General features: G+C 69.2%; 14 protein-coding genes and 1 pseudogene. 4 read left to right on the top strand and 11 right to left on the bottom strand.

The features are described from left to right. Positions 1-274 precede the first annotated feature (274 nt). The 4 genes and pseudogenes from ACWDEX_RS35075 to ACWDEX_RS35060 form a co-directional block, all read right to left on the bottom strand. Positions 275-451 (bottom strand): annotated as a pseudogene (locus ACWDEX_RS35075) (helix-turn-helix domain-containing protein); the annotation flags it as partial. Positions 452-457: 6 nt separating this feature from the next. Then, complete coding sequence (locus tag ACWDEX_RS35070) at positions 458-1,978, bottom strand: S8 family serine peptidase (RefSeq protein WP_450468510.1); 1,521 nt, start codon at positions 1,976-1,978, stop codon at positions 458-460. A gap of 358 nt (positions 1,979-2,336) precedes the next feature. Continuing rightward, a complete protein-coding gene (locus ACWDEX_RS35065; RefSeq protein ID WP_450468509.1) occupies positions 2,337-3,617 on the bottom strand; it encodes an MFS transporter in 1,281 nt (426 codons plus the stop codon). Positions 3,618-3,636: 19 nt separating this feature from the next. Further along, positions 3,637-4,050 (bottom strand): VOC family protein, encoded by a 414-nt coding sequence (locus ACWDEX_RS35060; RefSeq protein ID WP_450468508.1) that lies wholly within the window; start codon positions 4,048-4,050, stop codon positions 3,637-3,639. Positions 4,051-4,453: 403 nt separating this feature from the next. Between ACWDEX_RS35060 and ACWDEX_RS35055 the strand changes: the two genes are divergently transcribed. Beyond that, the gene (locus ACWDEX_RS35055; RefSeq protein WP_450468507.1) at positions 4,454-5,977 is read left to right on the top strand and encodes a ricin-type beta-trefoil lectin domain protein; all 1,524 of its coding nucleotides are present in this window, start codon (positions 4,454-4,456) and stop codon (positions 5,975-5,977) included. 82 nt (positions 5,978-6,059) lie between these two features. Here ACWDEX_RS35055 and ACWDEX_RS35050 read toward each other — a convergent pair whose 3' ends face one another. Further along, positions 6,060-6,356, bottom strand: a complete 297-nt coding sequence (locus tag ACWDEX_RS35050) for a hypothetical protein (RefSeq protein ID WP_450468506.1) — start codon at positions 6,354-6,356, stop codon at positions 6,060-6,062. A gap of 421 nt (positions 6,357-6,777) precedes the next feature. Between ACWDEX_RS35050 and ACWDEX_RS35045 the strand changes: the two genes are divergently transcribed. Continuing rightward, positions 6,778-6,906 (top strand): hypothetical protein, encoded by a 129-nt coding sequence (locus ACWDEX_RS35045; RefSeq protein ID WP_450468505.1) that lies wholly within the window; start codon positions 6,778-6,780, stop codon positions 6,904-6,906. Positions 6,907-7,006: 100 nt separating this feature from the next. Next, positions 7,007-8,344 carry a dicarboxylate/amino acid:cation symporter gene (locus ACWDEX_RS35040; RefSeq protein WP_450468504.1) on the top strand — a complete coding sequence of 446 codons (1,338 nt, stop codon included), beginning with the start codon at positions 7,007-7,009 and terminating at the stop codon, positions 8,342-8,344. 152 nt (positions 8,345-8,496) lie between these two features. Here ACWDEX_RS35040 and ACWDEX_RS35035 read toward each other — a convergent pair whose 3' ends face one another. Further along, a complete protein-coding gene (locus ACWDEX_RS35035; protein ID WP_450468503.1) occupies positions 8,497-8,880 on the bottom strand; it encodes a sulfurtransferase TusA family protein in 384 nt (127 codons plus the stop codon). A 125-nt stretch (positions 8,881-9,005) separates the two neighbouring features. On the opposite strand from ACWDEX_RS35035, the gene ACWDEX_RS35030 reads away from it, so the two are divergent. Continuing rightward, a complete protein-coding gene (locus ACWDEX_RS35030; RefSeq protein ID WP_450468502.1) occupies positions 9,006-9,443 on the top strand; it encodes an NUDIX hydrolase in 438 nt (145 codons plus the stop codon). On the opposite strand, the gene ACWDEX_RS35025 is transcribed toward ACWDEX_RS35030, so the two are convergent. From ACWDEX_RS35025 to ACWDEX_RS35005, 5 genes are all read right to left on the bottom strand, one after another. After that, positions 9,440-9,571 carry a hypothetical protein gene (locus ACWDEX_RS35025; RefSeq protein WP_450468501.1) on the bottom strand — a complete coding sequence of 44 codons (132 nt, stop codon included), beginning with the start codon at positions 9,569-9,571 and terminating at the stop codon, positions 9,440-9,442. The genes ACWDEX_RS35030 and ACWDEX_RS35025 overlap by 4 nt on opposite strands. A 22-nt stretch (positions 9,572-9,593) precedes the next feature. Beyond that, positions 9,594-10,076, bottom strand: a complete 483-nt coding sequence (locus ACWDEX_RS35020; RefSeq protein ID WP_450468500.1) for a DUF6328 family protein — start codon at positions 10,074-10,076, stop codon at positions 9,594-9,596. Between the two features lie 293 nt (positions 10,077-10,369). After that, the gene (locus ACWDEX_RS35015) at positions 10,370-11,383 is read right to left on the bottom strand and encodes a 2-hydroxyacid dehydrogenase (protein WP_450468499.1); all 1,014 of its coding nucleotides are present in this window, start codon (positions 11,381-11,383) and stop codon (positions 10,370-10,372) included. A gap of 97 nt (positions 11,384-11,480) precedes the next feature. Further along, entirely contained in the window at positions 11,481-12,503 is a 1,023-nt protein-coding gene (locus ACWDEX_RS35010) for a zinc-dependent alcohol dehydrogenase (protein ID WP_450468498.1), read from the bottom strand. Between the two features lie 28 nt (positions 12,504-12,531). Continuing rightward, positions 12,532-13,437, bottom strand: coding sequence for a universal stress protein (locus ACWDEX_RS35005; protein WP_450468497.1), 906 nt, complete (start codon positions 13,435-13,437; stop codon positions 12,532-12,534). Positions 13,438-13,676 lie beyond the last annotated feature (239 nt).

Here is a 13,676-nt window from a genome sequence, read left to right as displayed (position 1 = left end):
CCACACCGTCGCAGCCGCCCTGGTCCGGCCAGGCGTCACGCAGGTGTTCTCGTTCGACCAGGTCTTTGCGGTACCTCCGCAGAGGGCCTGGAAGTGCCTGGTTGCACCAGTAGGTGCCGATCTCTCCCCAGACGGGCCAGGCGCCACTGCGTAGAGACCAGTAGATGGTCCGTGAGCCGACTACTCCCTTCGGCTCAATGAACAGGCGGGGTGTGAAGCCACGGGGGGGCGAGCAGAAGGTCGACGGAACATCGCGCAGGAGCCCGAGCAGCGGTCACGCCCAGCCGTGGTGGCGGGCGTACCACCCGAGTTGGATACGGGTGGTGACCCCGGCCTGGACCATCAGCGCCTGGATGCGCCGCTGCACGGTGCGCGCCGACAGGTCCAGCTGCCCGGCCACGGCGGTGTCGGTGAGGCCGGCAAGCAGTAGCCGTAGAATGCGGGTGTCCACTCCAGTTCATTGCCGGGGCCCCAGGAGGAGCCCTGGTCCATCAGTCCGGCGGCGTCGGCGTTCAGCGGGCTGCCCGCGTAGGCGCCCCAGGTGAGCTTGATCCCAGCCGGCGCGGCGAGGATGCGCTTGGCGTCGCTCTCGCGGATTGCCACCAGCGGGATGTCGGTGGTGCCGCAGCACGGCGACCCGGGGATGGTGTCCGGGTCGATCTGCGGCTCGTGGTAGATCGCGCCGACCGCCCCGGCGGCCTCCGCTGTGCGGACCAGGTCCAGCGGGCGGCAGTTGAAGGCCTCCGCCGGGTCGGTGACCGGGGCGATGAGGGCGATCCGTCCGGCGAGGCTGCCGGCGGGCAGCGGATCGCAGCTTGAGGCCATGGGGGTGATCGGGTTGCTGCCGGTCGCGGGCGCGGCCGGGGCGCGCCCGGAGTCCTGGTACGGGACGGGGGTGGTGGAGCCGTCGTCGAGGGTGAAGGCCAGGTACGGGTAGCGGTTGCTGTAGGTGCTGCCCACGGCTATCGCACCGTCCGCGACAGCCGGGGCCGCGGCGTTGAACGGACCCGCGTAGCCGTTGCCGACGGCGACGACGGTGGGAGTGCCGGAGGCCGAGGTTGTCGACGGCGAGTGAGAGCACGCTGCTGCTGCGCTCGCCCTCCGCGCCCAGGCTCATGTTGACGACGTTCACGCCGTCGGCGGCGGCCCGGTCGAGCGCGGCGATGATGATGTCGTCGGTGGCGGCGTTCTTGGTCCCGAAGACACGGTAGGAGCGCAGGGTCGCATCCGGGGCGGCCCCCACGATGTGCGCGTCGTCGCCGGCGACGATGCCGGCGACCTGGGTGCCGTGTCCGGCGGCGGGCCCGTACCTGTCGTCGTAGGGGTCGGTGTCCTCGTCCGCGAAGTCGTAGCCGCCCACGACCTTGGCGTTGGCAAAGCCCCCGCCGCCGAGCGCCGGGTGGTCGTAGGCGATGCCGCTGTCGACGATGCCGACGGTGACGCCCTTGCCGGTGTAACCCTGACGATGAGCCTGGGGAACGCCCGTCAGGTCCGTGGTGGTGACGACTTCCCGGCCGGACGGCGCGCCGGCGGCCGACCGGGAGGTGCCGCCTGCCTGCGCGACGGCCTTCTTGAGGGCGTCCTCGGACACCGGGGTGGGTTTCTCCGGCGCTTCGTACACCACCGGCTTCGAGACGGAGGCCACGCCGGGAAGCGCGGTGAGCCGGTCGGCCTGCGCTGCGGGGACCTTCACCACCAGGCCGTTGACGACATTGCGGTAGTGGCGGTGGACGGTCAGCGGAATCCCTGCGTGTCTCGCGACGTCGACCAGCACCCGCTGCGAGTCGTCGACAGCGTGGCGCGCCGCGGCACGGTCCTTGGAGGAGGATCGTTGCGCGGCCGGTGCACTGTCGAGTGTGATGATGCGGGTGACCGACGGCCCGGAACGATCGTCCGTGGCTGCGTGTGCCAGGCTGCCGGACCCGGCGAGTGGCAGCAGCAGGAGGGCGGCAGCTGCGGTGATGGAGTGTCTGTTCACGACCGGAGATCAAAGCCCGCGCCACCATGGCGAATCAATCGTTTGCGATGTCGCGTTCTTGCCATGTCGAAAACCCGACGTGCTCCTGTCCGCGTGACCGGCCTGCCCCAGACCGAGGGCAACGACTCCGAGGAACCGCTGTCCTCAGCGGTAGCCGGTTCCGACCCGCAAGCCGAAAAAACTCTGACGTTCCGTCAGGTCATTTGCCTCAACTGTCCGTTCGGCCACTCCGGCCACGCGAGGTTGTTCGCGTGGGCCGGTGCCACGGCGAACCGGTCCATGCGCACCGGCCCCGAGGGAGCCGGGACCTCGATGAACACTTCAGTGACTACGCGCGCAACATCGGCGCCCTGGAGCATCAGTTCCTGCGCCGGGCCAGCAGCAGGAGGCACGCGACGGCGCCGAGCGCCACGGTGGCAAGTCCTGAGCCGCCGAGCGTCGCTCGCGGACCCAGTGCCGTGACAAGTGGTCCGCCGAGCGCTGTGCCGAGCGGTGATGCGGTGAGCAGTGCCGCACTGCGGGCTGCGAGCATCGCGGCCAGGTGCTGCGGTGGCGACTTCGTCTGCATGAGGGTCACCGAGAGCGCTACGAACGGTCCGTAGATCGTGCCGCCGAGCGTGAAACACGCGACGGTGACGGCCGTCGGCACGTCGAACCCGAACGGCAGCAGCGAGAGCCCCCAGCCGACCACGACGACTACCGTCACCGGCCAGAGTGGCAGCTGTCGCAGCGCGCCGGCCGCGAGTCCGCCGAGCACCGCACCGATTCCGAACAGCATCCAGTAGAGGCCGAGCAGCGTGCCTGGTGCGTGCAGGTCGTCGGTCACGTGGAGCGGCAGGGCGACCTCGACCGGGCCGTACAGCAGGTTGAAGAACCAGGTGAGTGTCAGCAGCCCGAACAACTCGGGATGGGACCGCAGTAACGCGAGCCCGCCGCGGGCGGCCTCCTGGTCGACGGCGGAGACATGACCCGACTCCGGCAGCCGAGTCCGCGCGACGAGTACGGCGAGGAACGCGAAGGTGAGAGCGTCCAGGCCAAGCACGAGCGCGGAGCTGACGTACGTCACCAGCACACCGGCGATCGCGGGCCCGGCGATCGTGGCAGCGAAGTTCAGCGAGCTGACGAGGGTGTTCGCGGCGAGCCGCTGCTCCTCGGGCAGCAGTTCGGCCAGCAGGGTGTACTTGCCCGCGCTGCCCCACGCGTGCAGCAGGGACGAGGCCGCGAGCAGCACGACGTACAGCGGCAGCGTCAGCAGCCCCGCGAGCCAGGCGAGCGGTACCGCGCCGAGCAACACGGCGCGCACCATGCTGTCGGCGAGCAGCAGCCGCCTGGCCGGCACCCGGCGCAGGCGGCGGCTGAAGACCAGCGCGCCGACCACGCCCGGCAAGGTGTAGGCGGCCACCGCGCCGCCGACCCACAGCCCGGTGGTCGCCTGTGGCGCGAGCTTGATGGCGAGCCATGCCACCGCGACGAAGCTCATCCCGTCCCCGAGGTAGGAGACCGCGAAGCCGAGGATCAGTCGCCGGAACACCCGGTTGGCGAGCACCGGCCGATAGGCGGAGGGGACGAGGTGTCGGAACGCCGACGGGATCTGGTGACGACGTCCTTGAGAGCGATCTCCTTCCTGATGGTCGGTCATGGCTGCCATCCCGGACGACTCAACGCAACTCCCGGATGCGGATCTGATTGCCGGCAGGATCTCGGAAGGCGCAGTCACGAACACCGTAGGGTTGCTCGATCGGCTCCTGGAGAACCTCGGCGGCCTCGCTGGCCCGCAGTCGTTCGAAGGTGCCGTCGAGGTCCTTGGTGGCCAGCAGGATCCAGCCGTAGGTGCCCTTGGCCATCATCTCGGTGATGGTGCGGCGCTCGTTGTCGGTGACCCCGGGATCGGCGGCCGGCGGCGTCAGGAGAATGGACGTGCCGGGCTGGTCGGCGGGGCCGACCGTGATCCAGCGCATCCTCCCGTTTCCGACATCGCTGCGGACTTCGAAGCCGAGGGCGTCGCGGTAGAAGGCGAGGGAGGCGTCCGGGTCGTCGTGCGGGAGGACGCTCGTGTAGATGGTGATGTCCATGGCAGTCACGCTAAGGGTTGTATCAGCATTGGTCTTCCAGGGGTGTTGGACAGCCGATGCCGCCAGGTGCGGCCGCTGAACGGAAGCGTCAGCAGGTTCCGCAGGACGGTACGGGGCGTGGGGCGAGGCGGTCGTTGCCGCGTGACCGGTCAGGTGGTGTTGGAAGTGCCGGGTCCCTTTGCCCCTCTGGTTTCCGTATGCCGCGACATCGGGACCGGGTTTGGGAACTGCTCATTTCCGCTCAGTTCGTTGAGAACGGTTCCGGCAGGCGCGATCCTCACACGCTGGCGTGCCCACGCCAAAAATATTGAACATTACTCATGTTCAAGGTATTCCCACCGCGTCTACTCGCCAGTACAAACGAGCGGACGGCTTCACAAGGCACCTGCGAACAGGAGGCGTAGTGAGACGCACCAGTCCCAGAATCCGCTGTACCGTCGCCGCGATCGCGGCAGCCGCCGCCGGTGTGGTGGGGCTGACCGCCCCCAGCGCCGGGGCGGCACCCAACACTCCCGTCACCGTCACATCGACCCCGCTCCCCGCCGAATTGGAGCAGACCCGCGCGGCCGAGGCCACCGCCTTGTACGGCAACTCCGCCGAGCGCCCGCTGAACGAGCGCAAGACCTCACTGATCTCGCTGGGCGACAGCGAGATCTCCGGCGAGGGCGTGGGCACCTACGAGGCCGGCACCAACGGCCCAGACAACTGGTGCCACCGCTCACCCGACTCCGCGATCCACCGCACCGGCATCCCCGCGGACGTCACCTACAACGTGGCGTGTTCCGGCGCCACCACTGCCAACATCCGCATCGGCGGCAGCAAGCAGTACGCCGACGAACTCGTCCAGAGCGACAACCTCGCCATCAAGGCCCGCAACACCCATGTCAAGATGATCGTCCTGGTCATCGGGGCCAACGACGACCTCCAGTTCGCCCCGGTCGTCACCGACTGCGTCGAACGCTGGTTCCTCAGCCAGGGCGCCTGCAACCCCAAGTACTCCCCCGGCTGGCAGGCCCGCGTCGACGGGCTGCGCCCCAGGGTCGAGCAGACGATCCTCGACCTGCGCACCGTCATGAGCAACGCGGGCTACACGAACGGCGACTACAAGCTCGTGGTCATGGGATATCCCAGCCCGATCAGCCCCGACAGCAGCGACAACCCCGACCATCCCGGCAAGCTCCCCGGCGGCTGCACCTTCTACGACTCGGACTCCGCCTGGGGCCGCAATGCCGCCGTGCCGCTCTTCGAGCGTGGCGTCAGACAGGCCGCCCTCAACGCGGGAGCGACCTACCTCGACAACTCACGGCTCTTCCACGGCCACGAGGTCTGCACCGACAACACCTGGGTCCGCGGCCTGTGGCTGGACGTCGGCGACCACTTCCCGCCGGACTCCAACACCGTCCGCCAGTCCTTCCACCCCAACGCCCGCGGGCACGGCGCGTTCGCGTCATGCTTCGCCCAGCTCTACAACTCCAGTCTCACCCAGGCGAGTTGCGCCGACCCCGCCAGCACCGGCACCCCCAAGCTGTATCCCTCCGCCTGGGATGACGCCTTCAAGCCACTGAAGAACCAGGCCACCGGCACCTGTCTGGATGCCAAGGGCAATTCCAGCGCCAACAACACCAGCGTCATCGGCTGGACGTGCCACGGCGGCCGTAACCAGGACTGGTGGTACGACACCGACCGCAAGTCCCTCCACACCGGGCTGAGTCATGACCGGTGCCTGGATGTGCCCGGCGGCAAGTACTCGGCCGGCACCGGGCTGATCCTCTGGGACTGCCACGGCGGCACCAACCAGCAGTTCGTCCGCCAGTCCGGCACGATCCGTCCCTCCGCCGCGACCGGGCTCTGCCTCACCGTGGCCTCCGCCGAGGACCCTCTGCGCCTCCAGTCCTGCAACGGATCCGCCAACCAACAGTTCGCGTAACCGCGTACGCGCTTGCCGCACGCCGGTCTGCGCCCGCCGCACGCGCGGCTTCCGCAGACCGGCCCGCCGCCCGCTCGCTCAGCTACCTCTGAGGCTGGTGGAGTTCACCACCGCGGTAGAAGCCTTCCCGTTCCTCGACGACGTACGGGGCCATGGCGGCGCGCCGCTGTGCTTCCGACTCGGAGGTCCGCCACGAGTCGCATGCCTCTTTGGAGTCCCAGAAGGACATGCCGGTGATCTCCTGCCCGTCCTCGGACCAGTATGCGAAAGCGCGGCGCAGACCCTGCGGATAGGGGGCGGGCCGCCACGCTCCCTCGAAGTCCTCCAGGGTGCCCGGCCGAAGGCGGCGCGTCGTCACCCAGACGAAGTGCTCCTCCATCTCAATCTCCTCCGCAACACCGGTTCGGCTTACCTGCCCCTCTTCGACCACCGTAGGTCCAAAGCACCGCTTCTGCCCGCGCGGCGATCGTGGCGCGAAGACCGTACTCGCACTATGCCCGGGGTGCCCGCGGCGGACCGGGGCGAACGCGTCCCGGCCCCCGTCCGCCAGGCCTGCCCTCACATGGCGATCAGTGACCACCATCCCGCGGCCAGAGATGTGACGTGCCCCACCATCGCCAGGCGAGCCCCCGCCTGGCCTCGGACACGCGCGGGAGCGGGTCTGCGCCCGGCAGGCCAGAGCCTGGGGCCCCGCCTGCCCTCGACGACGTCCTTACTCCCACCACGAAGTAGCCCCACTCCACCCCCTACCCAAAGGACCACTTTTATGTTCTCAAAGTAAAGGTGTTATCGTCGCTTCCATGACGACAGCAGCAGCGTGCCGCGTCGACGCCCCGCGCGGCGTCGGCCGCACTTTCACGAGCATCCGGCTCGCGGCACGCCTGCATGTCGATCTCTGCCGCTGCATGTCCGCAGCCTGTCGCGCCTGACCGCGAACTCCTCGATGCAGCGGCACCGTTGACACACCACGGTTGCCGCTCCCGTATGCCCCGCTCACCTTTTCCCGCGCGTCTCCACTGGAGTGTGTCCGTGTCCACGAACACCGCCGATACGAAGCCCACGAAGTCAGGCTTTCGGATACCCGTCCCCTTCTGGGCCCAGGTCCTGCTCGGCCTCGCCGTCGGCCTGATACTCGGCTATGTCGCCCGTACCTACGACGTGTCCTGGCTCGCCACCACCCTCGACAAGGTGGGCGGCATCTTCGTGCAGCTTCTGAAGCTGGCCGTGGCCCCCCTGGTCTTCTTCGCGATCATGGTGTCCATCACCAACCTGCGGAAGGTCAACAACGCGGCTCGCCTGGCCGGCCGAACCCTGCTCTGGTTCATGATCACCTCGCTGATCGCGGTCGTCATCGGCCTCGTCATCGGCCTGGTCTCCAACCCGGGCTCCGGCTCCTCCCTCACCCCGGCCGACGGGGCCAAGCCCGACCACGCCGGTAGCTGGCTCGACTTCCTCACCGGCATCATCCCGACCGACGTCGTCACGCCGTTCACCGAGCTCAACGTCCTGCAGATCGTCTTCATGGCGGTCGTCGCCGGCATCGCGATCCTCAAGATCGGGCCGAAGGCCCAGCCGATCCTCACCCTCTCCGAATCCATCCTGGAGCTGCTGCAGAAGGCTCTGTGGTGGGTGATCCTGCTCGCCCCGATCGGCTCCGCCGGACTCATCGGCCGCGCCATCGTGCAGTACGGCTGGGACCTGCTCGGCAACTACGCGACCTTCACCGCCGACATCTACATCGGCTGCGCCCTGGTCCTGTTCGGTGTCTACCCGCTGCTGCTCACCTTCGCCGGCAAGCTCAACCCGGTGCAGTTCTTCAAGGGCGCCTGGCCCGCCATCCAGCTCGCCTTCGTCTCCCGCTCATCGGTCGGCACCATGCCGGTCACCCAGCAGTCGGCGATCCACCTCGGTGTCCCGAAGGAGTACGCCTCCTTCGCCGTGCCGTTCGGCGCGACGACCAAGATGGACGGCTGCGCGGCGATCTACCCGGCCATCTCGGCGATCTTCGTGGCCCAGATCTTCGACGTCCAGCTCGGGATCAAGGAGTACCTGCTCATCGCCTTCGTCTCGGTGATCGGCTCGGCGGCCACCGCCGGTCTGACGGGCGCGACGGTCATGCTGACCCTCACCCTGTCCACCCTTGGCCTGCCGATGGAGGGCGTGGGCCTGCTGCTCGCAATCGACCCGATCCTGGACATGATGCGTACCGCGACCAACGTCGCCGGCCAGGCCCTCATCCCGGTCATCGTCTCCGCACGCGAGAAGATCCTCGACCGTACGAAGTACGACAACGCGTCGGCCTCCCCGGTCGACGAAGTCGAGAGCGTCTACAGCGAGCCCCAGCCTGCCCTCTCAGCGGCCGGCTGATCCCCGGCCCACTGGCACCGCCATCACGCTCCTCCGCCCTGCCGGCTTCTCGCCGGCAGGGCGGAGTGCTTTCACCGAGACGTTCCCATGGCCTTCTCGGACAACTACCGGAATGGCCTTCTCGGTGAACTACCGGAACTTGCGGCGCGGCATCACGCCTCGCCCTCGGCGAGGTGCCAGGGAGAGCCAGGGCGTGTGCGCAGCGCCGTGTCGGCGAGGCGGACCGCGTACACCGTCCGGTCGCTGACGCCTCCGACGGGACCGAGGTAGTGGTGGCCGGTCATATGGCACCAGGCGGGTAGGTCGAGAGGGGCTGCGGGGTCGGTGGCGATGACGTGCACGATGGTGCCGGCGTCGGCGCCGTCGACGGCGGCCCGGAGTTTCAGCAGCAGGGTGACACACAGCAGCCCCGTGCCGTCGACGGTGATGTCCGCCTCGGCCGGCGGGACTGCACGAGCGGCGGCCACCGGCTGCTCAGGGAGGCCGTCGCCAGGTTCAGGCCGACCCAGGCACGCCTTCGTAGCCTTGTCCGCCATGAGTTCCTCCGCTTCTCGCTCACCGTGACTTCCATGGTGCCCGAGCTGCTCCTGCTTCCTGTCGTCGGGCTCCCCGCCCGGTGGCTGTACCGGGGCCCGGTGAGGCGTCTGAGAGGATGACGCGCATGACGCAAGACTGTGGGGTGATCACGCCCGGAGGCCTCGACGCGGCGAAGCCGTTGGGGGTCGTGGCCGCCGCGATCGTCCAGGAAGGGCGCCTTCTGGTAGTGAGCAAGAAGGCGGCTCCCGAGGTGTTCTATCTGCCCGGCGGGAAGCCCGAAGTGGGCGAGGAACCGCTGGAGGCGCTGGTCCGGGAGCTCGACGAGGAACTGGGGGTTCATCCGATGGAGCCGCGGTTCCTGGCTGATGTCGAGGCCCTGGCGGCTCTCGAGGGCGTGCCCATGAAGATGACGGTCTTCGAGGCGAGCATCAGCCAGGTCCCTCGGCCTGCTGCTGAGCTGGCGGACTTGCGCTGGATCTCCGGTGACGAACCGGACGTGCGACTGGCTCCGGCAGTGCGGGATCAGGTTCTGCCGCTTCTCAGGCAGGGGGGCCTAGGCTAGGTGGAGATCACGCTGCGGATGCCGGTCGCGGCTGAAGCGGGCTGACGGATGACGGTACGCAGCCGCTCCGGGGCGGTGCGTTCCGGGCTGTCGAGACAGCTCTCGTGGTGCACTCCGCCGGGCTTCATCCGCGCGCGTCCCGCCCGGTGTTCATACCCGGCGCAGCGCCCAGGGCAGGACGAACCAGAGTCCGGTGAAGAGCGAGAGGGTGACGGCGGCGATGGCGATGGCCCAGGCGTGTCCGAGTACGACGTCCATCAGCAGCAGGACGGCTCCGTTGAGCGCCAGGGCGAGAGTGACCAGCCCGATCTCGGCCAGCCGGGAGGACAGGGCCACGATGCGCGGCTTCACCCCCCGGTGGAACAAGCCACGGTGCAGGGCGACGGGAGAGGCCAGGATGGCCGAGGCGATCACGGTAAGCAGTAGCGTCACCACGTACGTACCCCGCTGGAAGCCGTTCAGATACGGGAAGCGACTGGTGAAGGCGACGCCGAGCAGGAAGGCGAAGACGATCTGTACTCCCGTCTGCACGACCCGCAGTTCCTGGAGCAGCTCGACAAGGTTGCGGTCGGCTCTTTCCTCCGGTGTCTCGCGGCGTGGGACCTGAGGGCCTGGTCCAGGCTGCATCGTCATGGGTCCTACTGTCCGTCCGGCGTCGGGGTACTGCCAGCAGCGGCGGGGTGTGTGTCGGCGTGAGGTCCTCGCCTGCTGTGCGCGGGAGGTCTTCCACGTCGGTACCGGGGTGGCCGTCTCCGGCGCCGGGGCGCAGCACGTGGGCAGGCCACGTGCTGCGCCCCGGAGGTGCCGGTGGCTGATGGGTGCCCGTCAGGCCAGGGCGGCTTTGAGTGCGCCGAAGGCGGTCTTCGCCGGGTGTGTTCGAGCTCCGCGCTTCGGCGGCGGACGTTCGGCCCGCCCCACGCCAGATGTCAGGCCGCCTGAGGGTGGACCAAGGTGTTCTCTCCATGGCGGCCGGCGAGGTAGTCCTCGATGTTGGCCACCGTGGTCTGGATGATCTGGTCGACGGCGTCCCTGGTGAAGTAGGCCTGGTGCGAGGTGACGAGGACGTTGTTGAAGGTCATCAGCCTGGCGAGGCGTTCGTCGGTCATCACCTCCAGCGACTTGTCCAGGAAGAACACGCCGGCCTCCTCCTCGTACACATCGAGGCCGACGCCGCCCAACCGCCCCGCGCGCAGCGTCTCCAGCAGGGCGTCCGTGTCCACGAGGCCCCCGCGACCGGTGTTGACCAGGATCGCGTCGTCCTTCATGAGCGCCAGGGTCGTGGCGTCGACGAGGTGGCGGGTGTCCGGCAGCAACGGCAGGTGCAGGCTGATCAGGTCCGCCTCGGCGAACAGCCGCTCGCGCGGGACGTACTCCATACCGAGGGCGAGGCAGTCGGGGTTCTCCGCGACGTCCGAGCCCAGCAGCCGCATCCCGAACCCGTGGGCGATCCGCGCGAACGCGGCACCGATCTTGCCGGTGCCCACCACGCCGGCCGTCCGACCGTGCAGGTCACGGCCCATCAGCCCGTCGAGCCGGAAGTCGAAATCCCGGGTGCGCAACGCGGCCCGGACGATCCGGCGGTCGATCGCGAGAGCCAGCGTCCAGGCGAACTCGGCGACCGAGTACGGCGAGTAGAAGGAGACCCTGGCCACCGTCAGCCCGAGGTTCTCGGCGGCGTTCAGGTCGATGTTGTTGTAGCCGGTGGACCGCTGGGCGATCATCCGTGTGCCGCCCTCGGCCAGCGCCCGCAGCACCATGGAGTCGAGGGTGTCGTTCGCACCGCTGAGCAGGACCTCGTGACCGAGCGCGGTCGGGACGGTGTCCTTGTCCAGGAACAGTCCGAGACAGCGCAGCTCGTGCTGGTCGGCGAACTTCTTGCTGAACTCTTCCCGCAACAGTGGCTCCTCGTCCACGAGGACGCCGTACGCGATGATCTCCACCTGCTCTCCTCCCGACGAGTAAGGCGCCCCTCATCCCACCGTAGGCCGAGATCGCTCGCGGGGACCGCCGGGGGCGGCGCGCCGCCCCCGGCAGGCTTCACCGTCCCGCGCTCATGTCGAAGACGATCCGGGCCTGAACCTCTCCGCGCAGCACGGCGTCGATCGACTCGTTCACGGAGACGAGCGGGCGTGTCTCGTAGATGACCTTGGTACGACCGGCCTGGTGCAGCTGGAACACCTCGGCGAGGTCCTGCCGCGTGCCGACGATGGAGCCGATCACCGAGGTGCCGTTGAGAACGGTGTCGAAGATCGGCACCTGGATCGTGCCGTGCGCGGGCAGGGCCACCATGACGAGCTTTCCGCCGCGCCGCAGACCGGAGTTGACAGCCTCGAAGGCGGCCGGGTTCACCGCGAGCGCGATCGCCGTATGAGCGCCGCCGTGTCGCTTCAGCTCCGCGCCGACATCCTCCTTGCGGGCGTCGATGACGATGTCGGCGCCAAGCTCGGTGGCGAGCTCCAGCTTGTCATCGGTGACGTCGATCGCGGCGACGGTCGCGCCCGCGATCTTGGCGTACTGCAGGGCGAGGTGCCCGAGGCCACCGACGCCGGAGATCGCGACGATCTGCGTGGGCCTGACGTCGGCGACCTTGAGAGCCTTGTACGTCGTGACACCCGCGCAGGTCAGCGGCGCGGCCTCGAAGGCGGTGACGCCCTCGGGCACCGGCTGAGCGAAGTCCGCCCAGGCCAGCATCTTCTCGGCGTAGCCGCCGTCGCAGCCGTAACCGGTGTTGATCTGCTGCTCGCACAGCGTCTCCCACCCGGACAGGCAGTGCTCACAGCGTCCGCACGCCTTGCCCAGCCACGGCACCGCGACCCGCTGCCCCACGGTCAGGTGGGTGACGCCCTCGCCGAGCTTCTCGACCAGACCGACGCCCTCGTGGCCGGGCACGAACGGCGGGGCGGGCTTGACCGGCCAGTCGCCACGCGCGGCGTGGATGTCGGTGTGGCACAGCCCGGAGGCCTCGACACGCACCCGGACCTGGCCGGGGCCGGGCTCGGGATCGGTGCGCTCCTCGATGACCAGGGGCTCGCCGAAGCCTCGTACGACCGCTGCCTTCATGATCGCTGCTCTCCTTCGAAGGGGTGTGTCAGTCGTGCGGGACGACAACGACCGGGGCGGCGGCGTGGTGCAGGACCGCATGGGTGAAGGGCCCGATATGGGCGCCGACTGAGGCGCGGCGGATACGGCGGCCCACGACGACCAGCGAGGCCTCGCGGGAGGCTTCGATCAGGACGGACGCCGGGCTGCCACAGCGGGACTCCTCCACCACATCGACATCGGGGAACTTCTCCCGCCAGGGGCGCAGGACCTCGGTCAGGGCGGCGGCGTCGCCCTGTGCCATGGACAGGTGTGCTCCGGCGTCCAGGGTCATGCCATAGGCGTAGTAAGGCGGCGGGTTCCAGCCGTGCACCGCGCGCAGTGGCGCCTCGCGGCGGGCGGCGGCGTCGAAGGCGAACTCGAGCAGCGTCTCGTCGGGCTCGGCGATGTCGACTCCGAGGACGACGGGGCGGAAGGGGGTGCTGGTGGACGGGCTGCCGGCAGCGTCCTTTTGGTGCTCGTCCGTGGCCCGTTCGCCGGCCCGGATCAGGACGACGGGGCGTTCGGTGCGCGCCACGACGGCGAGGCCGACCGAGCCGACCAGGAAACCGCCGATCCCTCCCAGGCCGCGTGAGCCGAGGACGAGCAGTTCGGCGTCCCGTGCCGTGCGGGTCAGGGTCTCGGCGGGTCCTCCGGTGAGTTGTTCGGTGCTCACGTCGATACCGGGGTGGCGCAGCCGCAGGCCCTCGGCGGCCTCTCGCGGGACACGCTCGGTCCAGTGCTGGTGGGTCTCGGCGCCGAGGAGCTGTGCCAGGGCCATGGGTTCGGGCAGCGGCTCCCAGACCTGGACCAGCTTCACCGGCAGTCCGCGCAGCTCCGCCTCACGGGCCGCCCACTCCGCGGCGGAACGACTCTCGGGCGAGCCGTCGAGACCCACGGTGATGGTGCGGGGCATGATCTCCTCCTCCTGAATCGGGGGACCCGATTCCAGTGTGTTCAGGGGTTCTTCGGGGCGGGGCCGCCGGTTCTGCGGCCGGGACGAGGGGCCCGTTCACGGGACGCCGGGATGGACACTGGGCGAGGTCCGTCCCCCCGTCAGGTGTCAGCGCAGCCAGGCGTGGTCGCGGACGATCGGCAGTCGTGCCCACAGTCGGCCCAGGCCCCAGGTGGTGCCCGCGCCCGCGGCCGCCACGG

Source organism: Streptomyces sp. NPDC001020 (assembly GCF_053599115.1).
Note: the sequence above shows the minus strand (reverse complement) of the source record. Positions and strands in the feature narration are given on the sequence as shown.

Bases quoted from the DNA above. Each gene is read 5' to 3' on its own strand.
- ACWDEX_RS35050 (WP_450468506.1), bottom strand. From the start codon at position 6,356: ATGGAGGAGCACTTCGTCTGGGTGACGACGCGCCGCCTTCGGCCGGGC.
- ACWDEX_RS35010 (WP_450468498.1), bottom strand. From the start codon at position 12,503: ATGAAGGCAGCGGTCGTACGAGGCTTCGGCGAGCCCCTGGTCATCGAG.
- ACWDEX_RS35045 (WP_450468505.1), top strand. From the start codon at position 6,778: ATGACGACAGCAGCAGCGTGCCGCGTCGACGCCCCGCGCGGCGTCGGC.
- ACWDEX_RS35025 (WP_450468501.1), bottom strand. From the start codon at position 9,571: ATGAAGCCCGGCGGAGTGCACCACGAGAGCTGTCTCGACAGCCCGGAA.
- ACWDEX_RS35030 (WP_450468502.1), top strand. From the start codon at position 9,006: ATGACGCAAGACTGTGGGGTGATCACGCCCGGAGGCCTCGACGCGGCG.
- ACWDEX_RS35035 (WP_450468503.1), bottom strand. From the start codon at position 8,880: ATGGCGGACAAGGCTACGAAGGCGTGCCTGGGTCGGCCTGAACCTGGC.
- ACWDEX_RS35020 (WP_450468500.1), bottom strand. From the start codon at position 10,076: ATGACGATGCAGCCTGGACCAGGCCCTCAGGTCCCACGCCGCGAGACA.
- ACWDEX_RS35005 (WP_450468497.1), bottom strand. From the start codon at position 13,437: ATGCCCCGCACCATCACCGTGGGTCTCGACGGCTCGCCCGAGAGTCGT.
- ACWDEX_RS35065 (WP_450468509.1), bottom strand. From the start codon at position 3,617: ATGACCGACCATCAGGAAGGAGATCGCTCTCAAGGACGTCGTCACCAG.
- ACWDEX_RS35060 (WP_450468508.1), bottom strand. From the start codon at position 4,050: ATGGACATCACCATCTACACGAGCGTCCTCCCGCACGACGACCCGGAC.